Below are 24,134 nucleotides of genomic sequence, written 5' to 3'. Positions count from 1 at the left end.
AAAAAATGAAAAAAGCCATATTCCCAGGATCCTTTGATCCCATCACTTTAGGGCACGAAGACATCATTAAAAGAGCCTTACCCCTTTTTGATGAGATCGTCATCGCTATTGGAGTGAACGCTGAAAAAAAATACATGTTTTCATTAGATGATAGAAAACGATTTATCGAGGAAACCTTCCAAAACGAACCGAAGGTTAGCGTTATTACCTATGAAGGCCTAACTATTGATTTGTGCCAAAAAATAAATGCCGATTTTATTTTAAGAGGTCTAAGAAATCCAGCCGATTTTGAATTTGAAAAAGCCATTGCGCATACCAACAGAAAACTATCAAAAATTGAAACGGTATTTTTACTAACTGCAGCCAGAACTTCCTATATCAGCTCGAGCATTGTAAGAGATGTGATTCGAAACCATGGTGATTACAAATTGTTGGTTCCAGAATCCGTACGAGTGAAATTGCATAAATAAATGCTAACATAGCAACAGGTAGTTGTAAAACCAACCATTTAACGGTATTTTTGCCAACGATTTAAGACATAAAAAAATGAGTATAGAGAGAGAATTAAACAAACGTAGTGGTGGTAAATGTGAACTTTCAGGAGTTACAGAAGATTTAAAAGTGTACCAAATTTTACCCACCAGAAAAGGAGGCATAGACGAACATGTTTTGATTAATCAAACACTGATCGACCAAATAGAAAATCCTGAATCCATGGATATTAATCTTTGGAGATGTTTAAACGATAGTATGTGGAGCGAACATCTTCCGGTACAGGTGCTATCTTGGAGAATATTGAGTCGTTTAGGCAACCAAGAACTGGCCGATCAAATGTACTTTGAAGAAGAGGATTTAGCTTGGGCAAAAGCTACAGGCGAAGGAGAAGAAGACGAAAACAAAATCATTCACCGAGACAGTAATGGTGTCATTCTTGAACACGGAGATTCTGTAGTCTTGATCAAAGATTTAAAAGTAAAAGGCTCTAGCATGGTAGCCAAACAAGGAACTGCCGTTAGAAACATTCGCCTAGATCATGAAAATGCCGAATACATCGAAGGAAAAGTAGATGGCCAACAAATCGTGATCATCACGCAGTATGTGAAGAAAATATAACTTGCTGTTAGCAATTAGCAAAAAAAACGAAAACGCTTTGTGTTTCAAAGTGTTTTCGTTTTTTTATTATCTGAAATTTGAAGACTAAAATCTACAATCTGAAGTCTCTCTACTCCTCTTCTTTCTTTATGACTTTTCTAGCGACTTCAATTTTAAACTTCTTTCCTTTCATTTTTTCATCCCGAATATTAGAAAGCAAATCTTTCACTTTATTGTATTTTACAGCTGCAAACGAAATGAAATCTTTGACTTCAATTAATCCCAAATCACCTTTTTCTAATTTTCCTTTTTGAGAAAAGAAGCCTACAATATCAATTTTATTCAATTTATTTTTCTTCCCACCACTAATATATATGGTTTGAAATTGCGGTGGTTTTGGCAAAGCAGTAGTACTATTCACTGTCAAAACCGACATACCATAATCAACATACTCTAACTTCTTCTCACTTTCATGTATCACGAGATAAGCTGTTCCTGAGGCTTGCATACGCGCTGTTCTACCGTTTCGATGGGTAAATTCTTCTTCCTTTAAAGGTAAATGATAATGAATAACGTGTTTCATTTCTGGAATATCCAATCCACGGGCAGCCAAATCAGTAGTAATAAGATAACTCATACTACCATTTCTAAATTGAATCAAAGCGCGTTCCCGTTCTTCTTGATCCATACCGCCATGATAATAGGTAGCATAAATGCCTTTTTCATTCAAAGTATCACTAATGCGCTCGGCAGCATCACGATGATTACAAAAAACAATAGCTGCTTCAGATTTTAATGAACAAATCAACTGAAACAAAGTATTCAATTTATCTTTATCTTTCGAAACCACCAATTGCATAGAAAGGTTATTTTCCTCTTGATGTTCTGGTATAAAATCCAACACCAAAGGATTCACAACCCTTGTATATTTAGGAATTTCGATACCCGAGGTTGCCGAAACCAAAACACGTTTGTTCAATTTAGACAATTTACCAATCACAAACGACATTTGTTCATGAAATCCGAGTTGTAAAGACTTGTCAAACTCATCCAAAACTAAGGTCTGAATTTTGTCCACACGAAACGTACCACGATCGATATGATCGGCGATTCTCCCAGGAGTTCCTATCAAAACAGCGGGTGGATTGCTCAAATTTTTGATTTCAGTATCGATGGAATGACCACCGTAACATACATTTACTTTGTAGCCCGTATTCATTTTTTTCCAAACTTGCTCAATTTGCAATCCCAACTCACGTGAGGGAACCAAAATTAAACACTGAACCGATAGAATTTCAGGTTGCAGCAATTCGAAAATTGGGAGTAAAAAAGCCAATGTTTTGCCAGAACCCGTAGGCGAAAGCAATAAAACATTATTCTCGTTAAGAATCGCATCATGCGACACTTCTTGCATTTCATTTAGACTTGAAATTCCAAAATTAGCAAGAATCGGATGGAAATTTGATGGTGTATTCATAGTGCAAAAGTAGTTAAAATAGTTGGTAGCGCCTATTTTGAGTGTTTCACAACATCGTTTCTATCAAATAATACAAGAAATAAGTATATTTGATTTTTCCCAAACACTATAAAATTATGAGCAAACTTCCTTTCATTTTCCTGCTATTTTCGACATTCGCCATAGCACAAAAAAGCAACAAATATGATACTTTTTTCGAAAAAGGAAATGGAAATCAATCGGCTACTTACGAAGAAACCATTCGTTATTATCAACTTTTAGCAAATGACTTCGAAAGCATCCACCTAAAGGAAATGGGACTAACCGATAGCGGAAAACCCTTGCATATTGTTGTTTATAATCCCGAAAAAGAGTTCGACTTTACCAAACTAAACACCACCAAAGCCGTTGTGCTTCTCAACAATGGCATTCATGCTGGCGAACCAGACGGCATTGATGCCAGCATGCAATTGTATCGCGACTTGGCCTTGGGAAAAATAAAAGCCCCCAAGAACACTGTTTTAGTTTGTATTCCAGTGTACAATATTGGTGGTGCTTTGAACCGAAATACGAGCTCAAGAGCCAATCAAAATGGCCCAGAGGAATATGGGTTTCGAGGCAATGCTCGTAATTTTGATCTGAATCGTGATTTTATAAAATCTGACACCAAAAACACCAAGAGTTTTGTTGAAATTTTCCATTTGACAAATCCCGATGTTTTTATCGACAATCACGTAAGTAATGGTTCCGATTATCAATATAAACTGACCTATATCATGACCCAACACAACAAATTAGGGACTGTTTTGGGTAATTTTTTAAATGAAGAAATGATGCCTTCTATCGTGAATGATCTTCAAAAAAAGAAAATAGAAAGTACACCTTATGTTAATACTTTTTCTGACACTCCTGATAAAGGTTTTGGTCAATTCTTTGAAAGCCCACGTTATACCACAGGCTACACTTCCTTATTCAATACCATCGGTTTTGTTGTGGAAACGCATATGCTAAAAAAATATTCGGATAGAGTAAAAGTGACCTACGAATACATGCGTTCAGCCATCGATTTTACAGATATAAATTATCAAAAAATCAAAATGCTTCGCGTTCAGAACGAAGCTCAATATTTACCAAATAAAAAGTACACTATTAAATGGGAATTGGATACCACAATAAAAACAACCATCCCTTTTTTAGGCTTTGAAGCAAGTTACAAAAAAAGCGAAGCAACCACTGGCAATCGTTTGTTTTATGACCGTACAAAACCTTACAAAAAAGAAGTGCCTTTTATCAAAGACTACAAAGCTGTAAAAGAAATTGAAATCCCTAAATATTACATTATTCCGCAAGGTTTCTGGTCCGTAATCGATTTACTAAAACACAATGGAATCAAAATGAGAGCAATAGAAAACGATACGTTAATAACTGTTGAACGCTATCGTATTGCAGATTTTAAAACCACGCCCAATGCCTACGAAGGTCATTATCTCCATCGTAATACAACCGTCAAGGCTTCGACAGAAAAAGTACCGTTCAGAAAAGGCGATTATTTAATTTCGACCCAACAAAAAGGAGTAAAATACTTATTAGAAACACTTGAGCCAGAAGGCGTAGATTCTTTTTTTAATTGGAACTTTTTTGATACTATCTTACAACAAAAAGAAGGGTATTCAGACTATGTTTTTGAAGATACTGCTGCTCAATTATTGAAAGACAACCCTAGTTTAAAGACCGAATTTGAAGCCTTAAAAACAAAAGACGCTGCTTTCAATAAAAATCCTGAAGCACAATTGGACTGGATTTATAAACATTCTGTTTATTACGAAAAAGCACACCTCAATTACCCGGTTTGCCGCGTTTTATAACAAAAAAAAAGCTCCTATTTTAGGAGCTTTTCTTCTTCAAATAACAATTTTATATTTTCATAGGAATTTTTTAATGCCTCTCTGATTTCCTCAGGATTCAACCAAGCTACTTTCTCTATACCTTCCTCAAGCTGTCCTTTTGGGATTCCATCAAACTTAGACTGCATTTCAAACCAATGAGTCACTTTGAGTTTGTATTTGCCATTTCGTTTAAAAACATGATAGGTTTTTTGGAGTTTATCAGTAACCCTTAATTGATTAACCCCTGTTTCTTCCTCTACTTCACGCATTGCAGTGACTTCGATCTCCTCGCCTTTCTCAATGCCGCCTTTGGGTAAATCCCATTTTCCGTTTCTAAAAATAAATAAAACCTCACCTTTTGTATTGTATACCAAACCGCCACCTGCTTTACAAACAGGAATTTTAGCTTTTAAGGTTTTCATTATCTCTTTTTCATCAGGATGGTACAAGTACGCCTTTTGAATTTTATTTTGAAACATTTTTATAATAACCCTTTCAAAATCAATACTTTCCAAAAGAAACAACTCAAAATCGGTTTCTTTAGAAATTTGATTTGTCAAAAAAAGTGGTTTGTCGTTCACAAAAACTTTATACATTTGTATTATGATTTTTAATAAAGATACTGCCGAAAAAACAGCCGAATTGCTTTTGCAAATAAATGCAATTAAATTGAATCCCGGAAATCCTTTTACGTGGGCTTCTGGCTGGAAATCCCCTATTTATTGTGATAATCGTCTAATTCTTTCATTTCCAGTGATAAGAAATTATGTTAGAGACGAATTTTCCAAGCACATAGAAAAACAATTTGGAAAACCAGATGTTATTGCTGGCGTAGCCACTGGAGCTATTGGTATTGGTATGCTAGTAGCTGAAAGCATGGGATTACCCTTTGTTTATGTTCGACCCGAACCCAAAAAGCATGGCCGACAAAACCAAATTGAAGGTTTTTTACAAAAAGGACAAAATGTAGTCATTGTAGAAGATTTAATTAGTACTGGAGGTAGTAGCCTACAAGCTTTTGAAGCTTTAAAAGAAGCAGGAGCTGTGGTCAAAGGTATGGCAGCCATATTTACTTATGGATTTGATGTTTCGGAACAAAACTTCAAAAAAGCCAATTTAGACTTGTACACTTTGAGCAATTACCAAAATCTTCTCAATTTGGCGGTGGCCAAACAATACATAACCGAAAAAGAAGAAAGTACACTAAGAGAATGGAATGCTTCTCCGTCAACCTGGGGAACAGAACAATAATATTTTAACAAAAACCAAATGAATTTAGAAAGCCCTAAAGTTACAGTGTCAAAATCAGACCAAGAACTATTTGATTTATTGACAGATGTAAAGAATTTTGAAAAATTAATGCCAGATAACATTGCTAAATTTGAAGTAATTGGCGAAGATGCTTTCATTTTTGGATTAAAAGGAATGCCTGAAATCAAATTAAAAATGAAAGAAAAAGTGGCACCAAATAAAGTGGTTTTGGGTGCTGCTAGTGATAAATTACCGTTTACACTTACCGCTTCAATTGATAGTGTTTCCGAAACTTCAAGCGATGTAAAATTAGATTTTGTTGGCGAATTTAACCCAATGATGGCCATGATGATTAAAGGACCTATTGGAAAATTTATCGAAACATTAGCTACTAATATGACCAAGCTCTAATCTTGCATGGTAAAGTATAAAAAAGGGTGAAAAATTATTTTTTCGCCCTTTTGTTTTCAATATAACATCTGAATTTCTTTAATATCAAATTCTGCAACAGTATCATCTTCTAACAATACTTGCAATTTACCTATAGACGAAACGCCCTGAATCATACCCATAAAATGCTCCCCGTTTGCAGTAGAGAATGGCATAGGCGTCCCAATTTTGAAAAGCAAATTCTTATAATCAGTCCAAAACTGCACTTCCTTTTCATTCCATTGAGCAATTTTATTTTTTAATTTTTCTATAATCTGCTCTAGAATTACGTCCCTTTCAAAGGCTTGTTCGCAAACAACTGACATCGAAGAAGCCTTTGGTAAACCGGTAAAATTAGTCTGATTTACATTCAATCCTAAACCAATGATCGAAACAATAGTACCGTCACTTTTGATACTATTTTCGATTAAAATGCCACCAATTTTTTTCTGGTATGACATTATGTCGTTTGGCCATTTAACACTTAATTCAGGAACTTTAAAGCTTTCTAAGGCCTCAATTACCGACAAAGCAAAGGCTATGTTCAAATGGAACAACTGGTTGATGTCCTGACAAAAATCACCAACCAAAACACTCATAATCAAATTTTTACCATATTCCGACTCCCATTTTTGCCCCATTTGCCCCTTTCCTTTCATTTGTCTTTCGGCGGTAACTACAGTAAAATTAGTAGTTTCAGGAAGAACCGAAATACCCTTGAGAAAATCGTTTGTAGAATCTATGGCATCGAGTTTGATTAACTTCATTTACTATTTTTAAAAAAAACATAATTTAATATTATGTTAAGGTTCAAAAATAATCACAAAAAATGGTAACTTTACAAACTTATATAAAAATAATTCATGGCGAAAAAGACTGTTAATAATGATGTTTTACTAGCAAACATCATCAAAGGGATCGAAGAAGTAAAAGGAAATGATATTACCATTCTTGATTTAAGAGAAATTGATACTGCGGTATGTGATTATTTCATAATTTGCAATGGTACATCAAATACTCAGGTCAATGCCATTGTCAATTCTATACAAAAAACAGTTTCAAAAGAATTGAAAGACAAACCTTGGCATGTTGAAGGTACTGACAATGCAGAATGGGTATTGATGGATTATGTGAATATTGTTGTTCATGTATTTCAAAAACACATTCGTGAGTACTACAATATTGAAAGTCTTTGGGGAGATGCCAAAATAACAACTATCGAAAATAAATACTAAAGAAACTTAACGTCTAATGGCTAAAGAGAATAATCCAAATTCCAATAAATTTAAAATAAGTCCTTGGTTAATTTACGCGGCGATACTTATCATTTTTCTATTAATAAACTTTGCAACTGGAGGTTCTAGTTTACAAGAAGCCTCGCAATTGACATCTTCTAAATTCAATGATTATTTAGAAAAAGGGCAAATAGAAAAAGTAATCGTTTACAACAAATCTGAAGCAGAAGTCTTTTTAAATGCAGCTGCACTTAAAGAAAAAACACATCAAAAAGTTTCTAAAGATGTATTTGAAAGACCTAACAAAGGGCCACATTATACACTAGAAATTGGAAATGATCAAATTTTCCAAACCAAGTTAGAAAAAGCGGTTAAAGAAGGAAAACTAAAAGACTTTAACTTTTTACAAAAAAACAATTGGTCTGATATTTTAATTAGTCTACTCCCAATCATCATCATTATTGGAGTATGGATATTCATTATGCGAAAAATGTCTGGCGGAGGTGCTGGAGGTGGCGGACAGATTTTCAACATTGGAAAATCTAAAGCCAAATTATTCGACGAAAAAACAGATATCAAAACCACATTTAAAGATGTTGCTGGTTTAGAAGGAGCCAAAGAAGAAATTCAAGAAATTGTTGAATTCCTGAAAAATCCTGAAAAATATACCAATCTAGGTGGTAAAATTCCAAAAGGAGCCTTATTAGTAGGACCTCCAGGAACAGGAAAAACTCTTTTAGCTAAAGCTGTTGCAGGCGAAGCGCAAGTACCTTTCTTCTCCTTATCAGGTTCTGATTTTGTGGAAATGTTTGTAGGTGTAGGAGCTTCACGTGTCCGTGACTTATTCAAACAAGCTAAAGAAAAATCACCTGCAATTATCTTTATTGATGAAATTGACGCAGTTGGTAGAGCCAGAGGAAAAAGCAATATGTCAGGCGGAAACGACGAACGCGAAAATACATTGAACCAACTTTTAACAGAAATGGATGGTTTTGGTACCAATTCCAATGTAATTGTTTTGGCAGCAACTAATAGAGCTGATGTATTAGACAAAGCATTAATGCGTGCAGGACGTTTTGATAGACAAATCTTTGTTGACCTTCCAGATATCCGTGAAAGAGCAGAAATTTTTGCGGTTCACTTAGCTCCAATTAAAAAGGTAGAAGGATTAGATTTAGACTTCTTAGCTAAGCAAACTCCTGGTTTCTCTGGTGCTGATATTGCTAATGTTTGTAACGAAGCTGCGCTGATTGCTGCTCGTAACAACAAAACCGCTGTTGATAGACAAGATTTCTTAGATGCTGTAGACAGAATCATTGGTGGTTTAGAAAAGAAAAACAAAATCATCACTCCAGATGAAAAAAGAGCAATTGCGATACACGAAGCTGGTCATGCAACAGTTAGTTGGATGCTTGAACATGCCGCGCCGCTAATTAAAGTGACAATTGTCCCTCGTGGTCAAAGTTTAGGAGCTGCTTGGTATTTGCCAGAAGAAAGACAAATCGTTAGAACAGACCAAATGTTAGACGAAATGTGTGCCACTATGGGCGGTAGAGCTGCTGAAAAAGTAACCTTTGATAGAATTTCTACTGGTGCTTTAAGCGATTTAGAAAAAGTAACTCGCCAAGCTAGAGCAATGGTAACTATTTATGGATTGAACGATAAGATAGGTAACGTAACTTACTACGATTCTACAGGTCAAAATGAGTACGGATTCTCAAAACCATATTCTGATGATACTGCCAAAATTATTGATGCGGAAATTTCAGAATTAATCGAAGGTCAATACCAAAGAGCGATCAGTATTTTAGAAGAAAACAAAGACAAACTGAACCAATTGGCGGATATACTAATTGAAAAAGAAGTAATTTTTAAAGATGATTTAGAAACTATTTTCGGAAAACGTTCTTTCGATAAAAATTTGGAAGAAACGGTTTCATAACCTCTCAAAACATAAAATAGATATTTTTTAAAATCTTAATTCAAAATCAACTTTTGAATTAAGATTTTTTTATCTTTGACCGATTTCCAATAGATTATTAAGAATAGTAACCCAATATGAATCTTTTCAGAAAATTTTTTAGTTCTGGTCAAACAAATTCAGATGAAGAAAAAGAGGAACAAAAACTCTCATTTGAACAGAATATCCCTGTTGATGAACAATTTATCTTTAATTTCAAGAGAAACGGCGGGAAATTTTTATATTGTGACTCCATAACTGAAGTAAAAGAACAATTTGAAAACATATTGGAAGAGAACGATTGGTTTGAAAGTGAAGCCCTTTGCTTTGAACCTAATTTATTTTCAATGTTAAAAGAAAATAATATCTTTTTTGAAAACACGCAAAAACCTAATTTTCTATTGGCCACTTGCGAAAATCTGGTTGCTGATGAAGGATCCATTTCCTTTTCTTCCAGTCAAATCAAACAAAAAAAACCAAATGAATTACCTACAAATATGGTAATCATTGCAAAAACTAGTCAAATTATTGCTAACAAAAGTGATATTCTCTGTGCTATCAAAAACAAATACAAAAAAGAATACCCCAGCAATATTACCACAATAAAGTATTTCGAAAAAGCACAAGAAGAAGATTTTACACAGTATGGAAGTGCTGCTAAAAATTTATACCTTATACTACTAGAGGATCTATAATAATGAATGAAACGCTTAAAAGATCCCTGTCTGGAGCAGTATATATTACTTTATTACTAGCATCCATCCTCTACTCTACTGAAAGTTTTTTTATACTATTTGGTATATTTCTTGTTATTGCAATTTATGAATTCTGTGCTTTAGTACAACTTAATTCAATTTTTCCAATACTATTCGGTAGTACGCTTTACACAAGCATCACATTAATAAGTAATTATAACAAAGAAACTACAGTATTTCTCAACAGAGTATTTCTCACTCAATGGGATTTATCTGTAAACATACAACAGTTAGATATTGTTTTATTAGCCATAACCCTAGTTGTATCCGTAAAATGTATTCTATTTTTATTTTACGATTCAGTACAAAAAATAAGCTTGTCGGGGAAATATCTTTATTTATTGGGCTATATTATATTGCCTTTTGTCTTTATTACAAAAATATCTTTCGGTGTCAATTCCTATAATCCAAAAATAATTATTGGCCTTTTTATATTGATTTGGACCAATGACACTTTCGCTTACATCGTAGGGAAATCAATGGGAAAACATAAGTTATTTGAAAAAATCTCACCTAAAAAAACAATAGAAGGTTTTCTAGGCGGTATAGCTTTTGCAGTTTTTGCTGGCTACCTAATTTCAAAACTTTACATTGAACCCAAACCTGAGTTTAGTCAAAAATCAATTTTAATTTGGACCTCGATTGCAGTAATTGTAGGCGTATTAGGCACCATTGGTGATTTAATAGAATCTAAATTTAAACGAATTGCTGAAGTAAAAGACAGCGGAAGCATCATGCCGGGACACGGAGGCATACTAGATCGACTAGATAGTGTTATATTTGTAGCGCCAATAATATTTTTATTTTACCAAATTTTAAATTATGTTTCATAAAGAAGGAACCCCGAGCATTTTATTAGGAACAACTTTTACTGCGATTGTTTTGCTACTCACTGACTATCTAATTGAAACCAATTGGATAAAAATGACCATACAATTAGCTACATTAGCATTTTTGATCATTATTCTACAGTTTTTCAGAAACCCGAAACGAACAGTAATTCTTAATGAAAAACATATATTATCACCTGTTGATGGAAAAATAGTAGTTATTGAAGAAGTGTTTGAAAAAGAATACTTTAAAGACAAACGTATTCAAGTGTCTATTTTCATGTCTCCAATAAACGTACACGTGACTCGTTACGGACTGAGCGGTCTAGTAAAATTTAGCAAATACCATCCTGGGAAATTCTTAGTAGCTTGGCATCCTAAAGCAAGTGAAGAAAACGAAAGAACTACAATTGTTGTAGAGAACGATACTTTTGGTGCTGTTTTGTACCGTCAAATAGCAGGTGCTTTAGCCAAAAGAATTGTAAATTATGCCGAAGAAGGCATGCAAGTCATTCAAGGAACCGATGCTGGGTTTATAAAATTTGGTTCTAGAGTAGATTTATTTTTACCTTTAGGCACTCCAATTAATGTAGTATTGAATCAAAAAGCCATTGGAGGAAAAACTATTATTGCAAGTAAAGCATAATGACCAACGACACATTGGAATTAGAATTCAAAGAAGCTTTTGAAAAGGCTTCAAACATGACACAGCCTTTACCGCCAGACGTGATGTTGCGACTGTATGCCTATTTCAAACAAGCTACCTTTGGTACGTCGAATTATAATAGAAATGACAATTTTGATTTACGAAATGCGTTTAAAACAAATGCTTGGATACAAATTAGTCATTTAACCCAAGAGCAAGCCAAAAAAAAATATATTGAGACAGTAAACGACATATTAAAAAACAATCCGTCATGAAAAAATATTTTTTTATAACACCTTTATTATCCGTTTTATTTCTTATCAGTTGTCAAAAAAAAGAATTAGTTGAAGTTGTCGAAGTTCCGCTACCAAGTGCCGAAGAAAAAATAACGATAGGAAATCCAGAAGATGTAAAAGCTGACGATGGTTCTTTCCAAATTGAACCTTTGCCTTATAAATACGATGCTTTATCACCTTCTATTTCTGCTTTAGCCTTAGAACTTCATTTTTCTAAACACTACTTAACGTATACCAATAATTTAAACAAAGCCATTAAAGGAACTCCTCTAGAAAATCTAACGATTGAAGAAGTCCTAACCAAATTAGATATCAATAATGCCGATTTGAGAAATAACGCCGGAGGGTATTACAACCACTCTCTTTTATGGAAAATAATGGATCCAAAATCCGAGGGCGCTCCTAAAGATACCCTAGCAGGCGCCATCACTAAAAACTTTGGTTCCTTTGAAAATTTCACCACGCAATTCAAAAACACCGCTTCAAAGTATTTTGGTTCTGGTTGGGTTTGGCTAGTAGTAGATCGTGAAGGGAAATTACAAATTACAAGCACTCAAAATCAAGACAATCCATTAATGCCTAATGCGCCAGTGATTGGATACCACGGAAAACCAATATTAGGTATAGATCTTTGGGAACACGCTTATTATATGGACTACCAATACAAAAGAAAAAAATACATTGACGCCTTTTTTGAAACGATAAATTGGCAAAAAGTAAATGAAAATTATCAAGCCACTTTCAAGAAAAAATAAGCCAGAAGGCATGAATCATCACAACAGATTCATGCCTTTTTTTATAAGGTATTCATCCCAAATTACGCATTAAAAACCTGCTTCAACCAATCGCAATCCCAATGTCATTAAGTTAAGGAATAATCAATAATTTGATTGCTGATTTTTGAATAACGATTCTTGATTGCTGATGTATAAACCATTGAAAAAACTAGTTTTTCTTATTTATTAGCACAAAATTTAAAATCAAGAATCGTTACTTTTCAATCAAAAACATCTTAAATTATTGACCATTGAACGCAATACTTATTTCCATTGTTGCACTGATACACTACAGTCTTCGATGTCACCTTCAAAACAAAGAACTTCTACTAATTTTTCTATTGAGTTAGTTCCCAGACAACATCCTGATTTAAAAGACCGAAACCACTGAATACCATAACAAAAAAATTTTCAAAACTCAATATTTGGGCGTTACCACAAGGGTTGGGCTTTTACGCTACAATCTTTTTGAGGCAGAAAAAGCCTTAAAAGGATTTTCACTGCAAACGAAGTTCACTGAACTCCAATGAAAATAGTATAAGTGAAGTAATCCCTAACACAAAATACAGCACTAAAAAGAAGTAAGTCTCTGAAACAAACCAGCAAAACCCAATTAAGGAAACTCGAGTAATCATAAACAAGAAAACATCAATGGAGTACAAAAAAAAATGCTCCTTAGTTGGAGCATTTTCAAACCTATTACTAGTGAGATTTATTGCAGTTTCAAAACAAAAGATTCAGAAGGAGCAATCGTGATAGCAGCTGTACCCACTCCATTACTTACTTTTAATTCAGTTTTAAACTTCCCGTACAATTGATCTACTAAAGTGTAACTTCCGTCTTTTACATTCCACTTTTGAAGTAAATCCGCTGGCACTTTCATTTCATACGTACTACTAACCTCAGAAGAGAAATTAGCAATGATAATTAATTTTTCTGTATCAGACCAACGAGTAAAAGTATACAAATCTTTATCATATCCTTGAACAATATTTCGATTAGCTCCTTGAATTTCTTGGAAACTTCCCATTAAAGCACTGCTCTTTAATGAAAAATTCAAAAGACGTTTATAAAAATCACGCAAATCTTTTTCACTTGAAGATAATTGACCTCCATCGAATTTGCCATTGTTCATCCAACGTTGATGGTGTGGCACTCCAATATAATCAAAAATTGACGTTCTAGAATGCGTTCCAAAACCAGCATCTTCTTTTCCTGGTTCACCAACTTCTTGCCCAAAATAAATCATAGTTGGCGCAGAACTCAAAGTAGTAGATACCACCATTAATGGCTTACCGCGCTCTGCCGTTCTAGCAAATTCTGGACTAGACAAACGTTGTTCATCGTGATTGTCTAAGAATTTCAACATGTGATGTTCGATATCAACCATATTGTATTGAATCGAAGAAAGTTCATCAGGCCATGATCTTCCTTGAATGATATCCTTCAATTTATCGTATGTTTCTACTTTATCATATAAGTAGTCCATTTTACCCAAATGAAGATAGTTTCGATATTCTTTAGGGTTGTACACCTCGGCCATTAAAAAAGAAGTAGGCTTGGCCATTTTTATCGCTGAATTCATGTAACTCCAAAACTCATATGGCACCATCTCGGCCATATCATAACGAAAACCATCAACACCTTTTGCAATCCAATACAACGCAATATCTTTGAATTTCACCCATGAGCTTGGAACATTCTTATCTGCCCAAAAGGCAAAATGCTCTTTGTAATCCTTCTTATCAAAACCTTCGGGAAGCGTTGGGAAATCTTTACTTCCATCAGGACGAATACCGTAATTTACTTTGATCGTTTCATACCAATCATTCTTATCTGGCTTAGCCAATCTAGAGCCATTTCCGGTCCATTTCGCAGGAAACTCTTCAAATTTACCATCTGCCAAAGGATGATTTTCTCCATTGAGTGGTTTCGGAGCATCTGGAACTTCAAAACGAGTATTAGGAATGTAATAAAAATTATTATCTCTTTTGTATTCAACACTAACATCGTCATCGGCACCAAAATCTCTAACTCCTTTTGGATTACTCTTACCTTTGTACTTACGGGCAATGTGATTAGGTACAATATCAATAATTACTTGCATACCCGCTTTGTGCGTTCGTGCAATCAGTGCTTCAAATTCTGCCAAACGATTTGCTGGATTAACGGCTAAATCAGGATTAACATTGTAATAATCTTTAACCGCATAAGGTGATCCGGCTCTCCCTTTTACCACATCTGGATCGTCATTCGAAATGCCAAAAGCAGTATAATCTTTAATTACAGCATGGTGAGGTACACCTGTATACCAAATATGTGTTACTCCTAAATCTTTAATTTCATGCAATGCTTTATCAGTAAAGTCATTGAATTTACCTACTCCATTTTCTTCTATGGTTCCCCAAGGTTTGTTGGTTGTATTAGTATTCCCAAACAATCTTGTAAAGACCTGATACACCACTTTTTTATGTTGGTGTTCTGTTGGTTTGTTTTCAGCATTCATTTTCAAATCTTTTGATTTACATCCTACCACAAGCAAAGCACTTGCAACTAAAAATAAGGTAATTTTTTTAAACATAATGATGATTTTATGCATTTCTGTCTTTTTTATTAATAATGAAGAAATAACTATTCCATTTTATAAATTTACAAAAAATAGCCCCAAATAATATCTTTTTAACAACTATGCAACAGTTAACCGCACAAAACAATAGCAACTACAACGTGAGAGTTAAAAAAATTGTTAGTAATTTATAGCCTACCCTAGCCTACTATTTTAACACTAACTTTAACAATTACAATTAAAATATATTAAAGCTATACTAATTAGGATTTTCATAAATTTGACAAAAATTTTAACCCTTGAAAAAACTAGTAGATAGTATCCGTTTTTGTTTGATAATAAGCATTACTTCTCAATTATTGGCTCAAGCTCCTAAAAAAATAATAATTGAACATTCTGATTTTTTTACCGTAAATCAAGTCGAAGCGCCTGATGCTGCGTTACTAACTGGAAACGTAAGAATGACTCACGATGGCGTAATCATGACCTGTAATAAAGCCTATTATTTTCAAAAGGAAAATTACATCAAAGCCTTTGGAAATGTACAATTAGTGCAAGGAGACACTTTGTATTTAAATAGCAAATACGCTGAATATAGTGGGAATGTAAAAAAAGCGTTCGCCACAGGAAATGCCGTTATGAGCTCACCTGATGCTACTTTGGCCACGGACACTATTAATTTTGATCGCAACGTACAAGAAGTTTTTTACAACACCAACGGAACTATTGTAAATAAAGAAAACACACTTAAAAGCAAATCGGGACGCTATTATGTATCGGAAAAGAAATTTCGATTTTTAACAGCTGTAACTTTAACCAATCCGACTTATACCATAAAATCCAATCATCTCGATTATTACAGTAACTCGGGACACTCGTACTTATTAGGCCCTTCGACCATCACGAGTAAGGCCAATTATATTTATACAGAAAAAGGGTTTTATGATACCAAGAAAAATTTAGCCCATTTTTTAAATAAATCATACATTAAATATGATGACCGACTCATCAGAGGCGACAGTTTATATTATGATAGAAACCGCGAATTTGCTTCGGCAACACGGAACGTAAAAATTACAGATTCAATTAACAGAGGTATTGTAAAAGGACATTATGCCGAGATTTTCAAAAAAAAGGATTCGATGTATGTGACCAAAAGAGCACTTGCTGTGAACTTTGTCGAAAACGATTCGGTTTATATTCATGGCAAAAAGTTGATGGTGACCGGAAAAGAAGGCAATCGTATCATTCGAGCCTTTAACAATGTTCGCTTTTACAAAACAGACATGAGTGGCAAATGTGATTCAATTCATTCCAGCACCAAAGAAGCACTGACCAAACTCATTGGAAATCCGATTTTATGGAATGCTGAAAATCAAATCACAGGCGATTTGATGCATCTCATAGGCAATTCAAAAACTGAAAAACTAGATTCTCTAAAAGTAATAAACAATACGTTCATCGTCTCCAAGGATACTTTAGGCACAGGTTTTAACCAAGTCAAAGGACAAAATTTATTTGGGAAGTTCAAAGATGGAAAGCTGCATGATGTTGATATTGTTAAAAATACTGAAGTCATTTATTACATGCGAAACGATCAACAAGAACTGATTGGAATCAATAAAAACAAGAGCAGTAAAATCAATATTATTTTCGAAAATAATGACGTGGAAACCCTAACCTTTTTTCAAGATGTAGATGGGGATTTGTTTCCCGAAAAAGATCTTCCAGAAAACGCTCGGAAATTTAGGGGATTAGTGTGGCGAGGCGACGAAAGAATTAAATCAAAAGATGACATTTTTCCACCTGAAGAAAATATGGACAATGAAAAAATTGCCAAACAAACCAAAGCTGCTGCCGACAAAGCAAAAACACCTTTGAAGCCCAGAAAAGAAACCGTAAACTACGACAAGAAAAAAGGGACGAACAAGAATAAAAAATAGCATTTGAGAAGTGTATTGCTACTATTTAAAAAAACTAAAAGGAGAACCAGTGCAATACATTCATACTTAATTTAGAGCAAATAAAATGAATCCAGATTTTATAAAATACCAAGCACAAACGTCACCTTATCCTTTAGGAATGGAAGTTTCACATGCCATTGGTTCCTATATATATGATACCAACAATAAGAAATATTTAGATTTTGTAGCCGGTGTATCAGCCTGTACTCTAGGGCATCAAAATAAACGTGTGAATGATGCGATCAAAAATCAGTTAGACAAATACTCACATGTGATGGTTTACGGCGAATATTCACAAAGCCCTGCCGTGGAATTTTGTAAACTACTAGCCGAACACATGCCTGAACCACTAAAAAAAACCTATTTAGTCAATTCAGGAACCGAAGCCATCGAAGGCGCCTTAAAATTAGCCCGAAGAACCACAGGCAGAAGTCAGCTTATTTCATGCCACAATGCCTATCATGGTAACACGATGGGTTCCATGAGTGTTATGGGTTTTGAAGAACGAAAACAAATCTTTCGTCCTTTGATTCCAGATGTGGATTTTATCACCTTCAACAACGAAGCCGATTTAGAAAAAATAACCACTAAAACCGCTGGAATCATTCTAGAAACTATTCAAGGTGGCGCAGGTTTTATTCAACCAGAAAATAATTTTCTACAAAAAGTAAGACAACGCTGTACCGAGGTGGGTGCCATGATGATTGTTGATGAAATACAACCCGGATTTGGTAGAACGGGAAAATTATTTGGTTTTCAAAACTATGATGTAGTTCCTGACATTGTTGTGATGGGAAAAGGAATGGGAGGCGGCATGCCAGTAGGTGCTTTTACCGCAGCACCAGAGAGGATGGATTTATTAAGTCATGATCCAAAACTGGGACACATTACCACTTTTGGTGGACATCCTGTCATTGCGGCAGCGAGTTTGGCTACCTTGCAAGAAATTACCGAAACTAATCTAATGCCAGAAGCTTTAGAGAAAGAAAAGCTGTTTCGTAGTCTTTTGGTACATCCTTTGATAAAAGATATTAGAGGCAAAGGATTGATGCTGGCAGCCATGACTGAAAGCGCAGAAATTACCAATAAAGTTATTTTTAAATGCCAAGATAAAGGACTGATACTGTTTTGGTTGCTTTTTGAAGCGTTTGCCATACGTATAACACCACCTTTGAACATCTCTGAAAGCGAAATACGTGAAGGCTGTGCTATTATATTAGAAGCAATGGATGAAGTCCTTTCAGAATAAAAATTATTTTGTTTGTAGCCCATTCACAAATTAGCACAAACAAGCCAAGTATAAAATGAGAGTTTGTTAATTAAATTGTTCACAACAATTCTAAAAAAACCTCACAATAACAGTAAGGATGCCTACTTTTAAAATAGGCAAACTCAAAAAAAAACAAGTATGCAATTAAGCAACGAAGAAGAAGATTACAGCTTATCGCTTTCCAAATTTGAGTCCATGTTAAAAACGAACAAAGTTCTTTTTTTTGACTCAGAGGAATTTGAAGAAATCATTCTTCACTACCTAGATATGGGAAAAGCCAATCTGGCTAAAAAAGCCTTAAAATTAGCACTAGATCAACACCCAAAATCCACTGGACTAAAATTAGTCCAAATCGAAATGTTGGTGTATGATGACAAGTTAGATTTGGCCGAAAAAATGCTCAATGAGTTGTACGCTATAGAGCCTACAAACGAAGAAATTTATATCCAAAAAGCCAATATTTGGTCCAAAAGAGACCAACATGAAAAAGCAGTTGCTGAGCTCAAAATAGCTTTAAAGTATACAGATGATTATGCTGATGTTTACAACTTAATCGGCATGGAATATTTGTTCATGGACAATTTAGAATTAGCCAAACAAAGCTTCATACAATGTTTAGAAGAAGACATTGAGGACCAATCAGCCCTTTACAATGTAGTCTATTGTTTTGAGTTTTTAGATCAAATTCAAGAAGCAATTGTCTATTTAAACCAATACATTAACAAAAATCCATACAGCGAGATTGCTTGGCACCAAATAGGCAGATTGCATTATAGCGTAAAAGAATACGAAAATGCCATTCGCGCTTTTGATTATGCTACGCTAATCGACGAAGAGTTTCTAGGTGCTTTTATGGAAAAAGCAAAAGCTTTGGAACGTTTAAAAAGATACGAAGAAGCCATAGAAAGCTATACTCGTACTATTGATCTTGACGATGCCACTTCATATGCCTTATTGAGGATTGGAAAATGTCATGAAAAACTGGGCAATAAAGCATTAGCCTTACAGTTTTTCAACCAAACAGTCCATGAAGATCCATTACTAGATAAAGGTTGGATTGCCATTACTGATTTCTATATCCGTCAAAAAAACTACCAAAAAGCCTTGTTTTTTGTCAACAAAGCCTTGGCAATCGACAATCAAAATAGATTGTATTGGAAGCGTTACGCCAACATCAACAAACAAATGAACTTTTTTGAAGAAGCAGAATTTGGATATCGAAAAGCAGTAGAATATGGCGACTATCAACTCGATACTTGGTTGTTTTGGGTAGATATTTTGCAATTTTTAGGCGAATTTGAAACAGCGATACAAACCCTTTTGCAAGCGGGCGAATTTTTTCCAGAAGAAAACGAGATAGAATACCGCTTAGCAGGCCTGTATTTTATGCTACAAAATGACACCAAAGGAAAAAAACATCTCGGCAACGGTTTACGCATTAACTTTGAAAACCATAATATACTTGAAGATTTATTCCCTGTAGTTTGGAACCGAAAATTGGTTCAAAATTATATTACAAAAAATAAAAATAATAATGACTGATTCTATTAAGATGCGTTTTGGCTTACTCGGACGCAATATTAGCTATTCATTTTCTAAAGGACATTTTACCGAAAAGTTTAACAATCCAGTATTTGAAGGCTATAGTTATGAAAATTTCGACATACAAGACATCAATTATTTTACAGAATTAGTCAAGAATAATCCTGATTTACGCGGCCTAAATGTAACCATTCCTTACAAAGAAGCCATACTTCCCTTTTTGGATAAACTTTCAAAAAAAGCTACGTCCATTGGCGCAGTAAATACGATAAAATTCACCAAAAAAGGAAAACTAAAAGGATACAATACCGATTATTTTGGTTTCAAAAAATCCTTACAACCTTTATTACAACCGCATCACACCAAAGCTTTAATTCTAGGCACTGGAGGTGCCGCTAAAGGCGTTGCTTTTGCGTTGGAAGAATTGGGTATTTTATACACCTTTGTTTCGAGAGAAAATAAAGAACAAACCATACGTTACGATTTACTTAATGCCACTATTTTTGAGAATCACACCATTATCATCAATACCACACCATTGGGAACTAGCCCAAACACAGATAATTTTCCTGATATCCCTTATGAGTTTTTCACAGAGAAACACATTGCCTACGATTTGATCTACAATCCAGCGGAAACCGTATTTCTAAAAAAAGCAAAAAAAAGAGGTGCTACTATTAAAAACGGACTTGAAATGTTAGTACTTCAAGCAGAAAAAGCATGGCGTATTTGGAATAAATAGTAAAAAAACACCATAGTAAAACGTCCAAATAAATTGTCAAAAAAAACAAGACAGAATAAACGCTACAAAGTGTACACCAATTCAGTGGTATACTAAATAGAAAAAACGTATTAAAAAAAACGCAACCATTTAATTATCAAAACATTTAAGTAAATTAGCAGTACGAAATTTTATGTAATTTTATGTAATTTTATGTAATGTTATGCAAAAGCTAATTCTACTATTTTTGGCGCTATTTTTTTACACCTCAAGTGTAAATGCTCAGGATAAAAAAAAAATCAGAGAGGAGCAAAATCCCTTTTCTGAAGCGCGCTTTAATTATTTCAGAGAGACTATAATCTTATTTAATGAATATTTAGACACTAAAAATGGTTCTTTTAACACAACTACCTTTCGTTTACTAAAACCAATAGGTAATCGGGCTTGGACGATACGTTTTGATACTCCACTTGTTTCAACTAACTCATCGACCAAAAATAAAACAGGACTAGGAGATCTTAGTATAGCGACTTCATTTATACCATTTTTAACCAAAACATCGGGCATTGCTACACGAGTAAGACTTATAGCAAATACAGCTACAGATAGAAATTTTGGGCTAGGAAAATGGGTTGTTGTTCCCGCCATTTTCTACGGAACCTTTATTGATAGTGCCAAAAACATTGTATTTATAACGGATTTGGAATACCAATATAGCATAGCTGGAGATACCAATAGAGATGACGTCAGGATCACAGTACTTGAAAACAGCTTGATTTATTCCTTTTCAAAGAATTGGATGAGTGCCAATATTTCGTTTCGATACAATGAAGTGTTAAATGGTTTTCAAAACAGTACCTTTATTGAATTTGGACGAAAAATCACTCCCGACTCCTTTTTTTATATCCATCCGAGTTTAGCCTTTGGAAATAAAAAAGCATATAATTATGGTTTTGAAGTAGGAATGCTTATCCGATATTAATCTAGATGATACTGAAAAGCATTTTTAAGGTATTTTACACAGTAAATCAACTATAAAACATAGAAAAATTTTGCAATTAACCAATCCTTTAGTACCTTTCGCATTATAAAAACAACCTTAAACATTTCAAAAATGTTAGAAGAAAAGCAAGATAACCTGCCAGTTGCAGACGGAGAACAACAACAAGAAGTAGTAGATCAAGTATCAACTGACTTGACTACAAATGAGGATAGTGCAGCAACAACAGATTCTACAACTGCGGAGGTACACGAAAACCAAACCATCCTTGATGCGATAACCAGCAACAATGCTGAAGAAAGTGAAGATGAAACCCTAAAAGGGCGCCATGATATTCCTCTATTAGATTATGAAGCTATGGACATGGCTGCATTAGTAGAAGAATTACAAAAACTAGTCACTACAGAGACAGTAATGTCAATTAAACTTCACGTTGAAGAAATCAAAAAAGCTTTCTTAGCTAAATATCATCATCTTTTAGAAGAGAAAAGAGAAGAATTTGCTGCTGAAAATCAGGATACAAATGAAACTTTCGAATATCATTTCCCGTTAAAAAACAAGTTCGATCAATACTACACCAATTATAAAGATCAAAAAAACGCGCATTTTAAAAGCCTTCAGACCAATTTAAAAAGCAATTTAGAGCATCGATTAGCTATTGTTGAAGAGTTGAGAAACTTAATTGATCCACAAGCGAACATTAAGGATACCCTCAAACACTTCAATGACCTTAGAGATCGCTGGAAAAATGCTGGTCCGATTCCGAAAGATAAATACAATCATGTGTGGAATAATTATCATTTCCATGTTGAAAATTTTTACGATTATTTGCATTTAGACCGTGAGGCTAGAGACATCGATTTTAAACACAATCTTGATTTAAAATTAAAAATAATCGCCAGAGTTGAAGAGCTTACCAAAGAAGAGGATATCAACAAATCGTTTCGAGAATTACAAGATTTACATAAAATTTGGAAAGAAGATATTGGGCCAGTTTCCAAAGAACATCGCGATGAGATTTGGAATAAGTTCAGCGAATTGACCAAGCAAATGCATGACAATCGTGAAAAATTGTTTGAAAAACTAAGAGGGATTGAATTAGAGAATTTAGCAGTAAAAAAAGATATAATTGCCAAAATTGAAATCTTAGCCACTGAAAAAGTCAACAGTCATTCGCAATGGCTGGTTCAAATTGACAAAGTTGAGGCGCTAAGAAATGCTTTTTTCTCTACAGGAAAAGTACCTTCTGAGGTAAACGAAGCTACTTGGTCAGCATTCAAAACAGCGGTTAGAAACTTTAATAGCTTTAAAAACTCCTTTTACAAAGACATTAAAAAAGACCAAACCGACAATTTAAATAAAAAAATAGCCTTAGTTGCCAAAGCCAAAGAATTACAAGAAAGTGAAGATTTTGCAACAACAACGCCTATAATGAAACAAATTCAGGAAGAATGGAAACTAATAGGTCATGTTCCAAGAAAATATTCAGATAAAATTTGGAATGAATTCAAGGAAGCTTGCAACCATTACTTTGCTAAGGTAAAAGAGCAACGCAATGAAGAAAATAGTGAAGAAATTGCTGCTTTTGAAAACAAAAAAGCATACCTAGAAAGCATCAAAGAATTTCAACTAACAGGAGATCACAAAACGGATCTTGAGAGTATAAAAAAACATATTGAAAACTGGAAAAATTTTGGAAAAGTACCGTTTCCAAGACGACATATAGAAGGGAAATTCAATAAAATTCTAGATGCTTTGTTTGCCAAGTTAAGTTTGAGTAAAAAAGAAACAGATATGATGCGTTTTTCAAATCGTATGGAAAACTTATCCGAAAGCAATGATATTCGCAAACTAGACAATGAAAAAATCTTTTTAATGCGTAAAATTGAGGAAGTTCAAAATGAAATTTTCCAATTAGAAAACAACATTCAGTTTTTTACCAATACCAAAAACGCAAAAAAGGAAAATTCGATTGTTTTAGAAGTCCGAAAAAACATAGCCATCCACAAAGAAAGCTTAGAAGTTTGGAAAGAAAAACTTCATCAACTTCGAAATTTAACCATCGAATAAATACAATAAAGCCTCAAAGTAAATTTTGAGGCTTTATTTTTATACCTTAAAGATTAACAATACTTTATACAAACTCCCAAACCTTTAAAACATAAATAAAGTAATTTTGCCAAATGAAGTTTTTGAGCAAAATAATTTTAACTATAGGAGTTGTATTATTGTTTTTTGTTTTACAAACAAAAAACAACAAGCATTACTTTGATAATGGTACAGCTCAAAAAGAAACTTCTTTCGAGCAAATTGACAAAAACAATTTGCAGTGTATGTTACCTAAAACTCTAAGTTATACGGTTGCAACATATCATTTTTACCCACCTATTCAAGCTACTTTTGCGTCTTTTGCCCATGTAGCTCTCCTTATCAACTACAGCAACAAAGTCGCTTCAAAA

22 protein-coding genes are annotated in these 24,134 nt (G+C 34.1%); 18 read left to right on the top strand and 4 right to left on the bottom strand.

Annotated features, from left to right (window positions below; translation table 11 throughout):
• The first annotated feature begins 5 nt into the window (after positions 1-5).
• Both coaD and BXU11_RS07480 read left to right on the top strand, forming a co-directional pair.
• A complete protein-coding gene (gene coaD, locus BXU11_RS07485; RefSeq protein ID WP_024980974.1) occupies positions 6-470 on the top strand; it encodes a pantetheine-phosphate adenylyltransferase in 465 nt (154 codons plus the stop codon).
• Between the two features lie 76 nt (positions 471-546).
• Positions 547-1,113, top strand: coding sequence for an alkylphosphonate utilization protein (locus BXU11_RS07480; RefSeq protein WP_078211637.1), 567 nt, complete (start codon positions 547-549; stop codon positions 1,111-1,113).
• Positions 1,114-1,222: 109 nt separating this feature from the next.
• On the opposite strand, the gene BXU11_RS07475 is transcribed toward BXU11_RS07480, so the two are convergent.
• A complete protein-coding gene (locus tag BXU11_RS07475; RefSeq protein ID WP_078211636.1) occupies positions 1,223-2,569 on the bottom strand; it encodes a DEAD/DEAH box helicase in 1,347 nt (448 codons plus the stop codon).
• A 116-nt stretch (positions 2,570-2,685) separates the two neighbouring features.
• Between BXU11_RS07475 and BXU11_RS07470 the strand changes: the two genes are divergently transcribed.
• Complete coding sequence (locus BXU11_RS07470) at positions 2,686-4,413, top strand: M14 family metallopeptidase (RefSeq protein ID WP_078211634.1); 1,728 nt, start codon at positions 2,686-2,688, stop codon at positions 4,411-4,413.
• A 14-nt stretch (positions 4,414-4,427) separates the two neighbouring features.
• Here the strand turns inward: BXU11_RS07470 and BXU11_RS07465 are convergent, their stop codons facing one another.
• Positions 4,428-5,030 carry an NUDIX hydrolase gene (locus tag BXU11_RS07465; RefSeq protein ID WP_078211633.1) on the bottom strand — a complete coding sequence of 201 codons (603 nt, stop codon included), beginning with the start codon at positions 5,028-5,030 and terminating at the stop codon, positions 4,428-4,430.
• A 7-nt stretch (positions 5,031-5,037) separates the two neighbouring features.
• Here BXU11_RS07465 and pyrE point away from each other — a divergent pair, with 7 nt between their 5' ends.
• Complete coding sequence (gene pyrE / locus BXU11_RS07460) at positions 5,038-5,685, top strand: orotate phosphoribosyltransferase (RefSeq protein WP_024980979.1); 648 nt, start codon at positions 5,038-5,040, stop codon at positions 5,683-5,685.
• 18 nt (positions 5,686-5,703) lie between these two features.
• The gene (locus BXU11_RS07455; protein ID WP_024980980.1) at positions 5,704-6,096 is read left to right on the top strand and encodes a hypothetical protein; all 393 of its coding nucleotides are present in this window, start codon (positions 5,704-5,706) and stop codon (positions 6,094-6,096) included.
• A gap of 56 nt (positions 6,097-6,152) precedes the next feature.
• Here the strand turns inward: BXU11_RS07455 and BXU11_RS07450 are convergent, their stop codons facing one another.
• Positions 6,153-6,881, bottom strand: a complete 729-nt coding sequence (locus tag BXU11_RS07450; protein ID WP_078211632.1) for a biotin--[acetyl-CoA-carboxylase] ligase — start codon at positions 6,879-6,881, stop codon at positions 6,153-6,155.
• Positions 6,882-6,977: 96 nt separating this feature from the next.
• Here BXU11_RS07450 and rsfS point away from each other — a divergent pair, with 96 nt between their 5' ends.
• From rsfS to BXU11_RS07415, 7 genes are all read left to right on the top strand, one after another.
• Positions 6,978-7,349 carry a ribosome silencing factor gene (rsfS, locus tag BXU11_RS07445; protein ID WP_024980982.1) on the top strand — a complete coding sequence of 124 codons (372 nt, stop codon included), beginning with the start codon at positions 6,978-6,980 and terminating at the stop codon, positions 7,347-7,349.
• 16 nt (positions 7,350-7,365) lie between these two features.
• Positions 7,366-9,291 carry an ATP-dependent zinc metalloprotease FtsH gene (gene ftsH, locus BXU11_RS07440; RefSeq protein WP_024980983.1) on the top strand — a complete coding sequence of 642 codons (1,926 nt, stop codon included), beginning with the start codon at positions 7,366-7,368 and terminating at the stop codon, positions 9,289-9,291.
• 116 nt (positions 9,292-9,407) lie between these two features.
• Positions 9,408-10,004 (top strand): lactate utilization protein B/C, encoded by a 597-nt coding sequence (locus BXU11_RS07435; RefSeq protein WP_024980984.1) that lies wholly within the window; start codon positions 9,408-9,410, stop codon positions 10,002-10,004.
• Positions 10,005-10,006: 2 nt separating this feature from the next.
• Entirely contained in the window at positions 10,007-10,897 is an 891-nt protein-coding gene (locus BXU11_RS07430) for a phosphatidate cytidylyltransferase (protein WP_024980985.1), read from the top strand.
• Complete coding sequence (locus tag BXU11_RS07425; protein ID WP_078211630.1) at positions 10,887-11,540, top strand: phosphatidylserine decarboxylase family protein; 654 nt, start codon at positions 10,887-10,889, stop codon at positions 11,538-11,540. Before BXU11_RS07430 ends, BXU11_RS07425 begins: the two co-directional genes overlap by 11 nt.
• Positions 11,540-11,815, top strand: a complete 276-nt coding sequence (locus tag BXU11_RS07420; protein ID WP_024980987.1) for an acyl-CoA-binding protein — start codon at positions 11,540-11,542, stop codon at positions 11,813-11,815. Before BXU11_RS07425 ends, BXU11_RS07420 begins: the two co-directional genes overlap by 1 nt.
• Positions 11,812-12,591, top strand: coding sequence for a superoxide dismutase (locus BXU11_RS07415; RefSeq protein ID WP_078211628.1), 780 nt, complete (start codon positions 11,812-11,814; stop codon positions 12,589-12,591). Before BXU11_RS07420 ends, BXU11_RS07415 begins: the two co-directional genes overlap by 4 nt.
• Positions 12,592-13,324: 733 nt before the next feature.
• Here the strand turns inward: BXU11_RS07415 and BXU11_RS07410 are convergent.
• Positions 13,325-15,211 (bottom strand): alpha-amylase family glycosyl hydrolase, encoded by a 1,887-nt coding sequence (locus BXU11_RS07410; RefSeq protein WP_369803199.1) that lies wholly within the window; start codon positions 15,209-15,211, stop codon positions 13,325-13,327.
• 266 nt (positions 15,212-15,477) lie between these two features.
• Between BXU11_RS07410 and BXU11_RS07405 the strand changes: the two genes are divergently transcribed.
• From BXU11_RS07405 to BXU11_RS07380, 6 genes are all read left to right on the top strand, one after another.
• Entirely contained in the window at positions 15,478-17,121 is a 1,644-nt protein-coding gene (locus tag BXU11_RS07405) for an OstA-like protein (RefSeq protein WP_078211627.1), read from the top strand.
• Positions 17,122-17,206: 85 nt separating this feature from the next.
• Positions 17,207-18,391: an aspartate aminotransferase family protein gene (locus tag BXU11_RS07400; RefSeq protein WP_078211625.1), complete on the top strand. Its 1,185-nt coding sequence runs from the start codon at positions 17,207-17,209 to the stop codon at positions 18,389-18,391.
• Positions 18,392-18,550: 159 nt separating this feature from the next.
• A complete protein-coding gene (locus BXU11_RS07395; protein ID WP_024980992.1) occupies positions 18,551-19,954 on the top strand; it encodes a lipopolysaccharide assembly protein LapB in 1,404 nt (467 codons plus the stop codon).
• Positions 19,947-20,696, top strand: coding sequence for a shikimate dehydrogenase (locus tag BXU11_RS07390; protein ID WP_078211623.1), 750 nt, complete (start codon positions 19,947-19,949; stop codon positions 20,694-20,696). The genes BXU11_RS07395 and BXU11_RS07390 overlap by 8 nt, the downstream gene beginning before the upstream one ends.
• Before the next feature lie 226 nt (positions 20,697-20,922).
• The gene (locus BXU11_RS07385; protein WP_223253690.1) at positions 20,923-21,657 is read left to right on the top strand and encodes a lipid A phosphoethanolamine transferase; all 735 of its coding nucleotides are present in this window, start codon (positions 20,923-20,925) and stop codon (positions 21,655-21,657) included.
• A gap of 132 nt (positions 21,658-21,789) precedes the next feature.
• On the top strand, positions 21,790-23,745 hold the full coding sequence (locus BXU11_RS07380) for a DUF349 domain-containing protein (protein ID WP_078211619.1): 1,956 nt from the start codon (positions 21,790-21,792) through the stop codon (positions 23,743-23,745).
• Positions 23,746-24,134: the final 389 nt, after the last annotated feature.

It is taken from the genome of Flavobacterium sp. LM5 (assembly GCF_002017945.1).
Classification (GTDB): Bacteria; Bacteroidota; Bacteroidia; order Flavobacteriales; family Flavobacteriaceae; genus Flavobacterium; species Flavobacterium succinicans.
The sequence above is the reverse complement of the archived record's forward strand: the minus strand, read 5'-3'. Positions and strand labels throughout refer to the sequence as shown.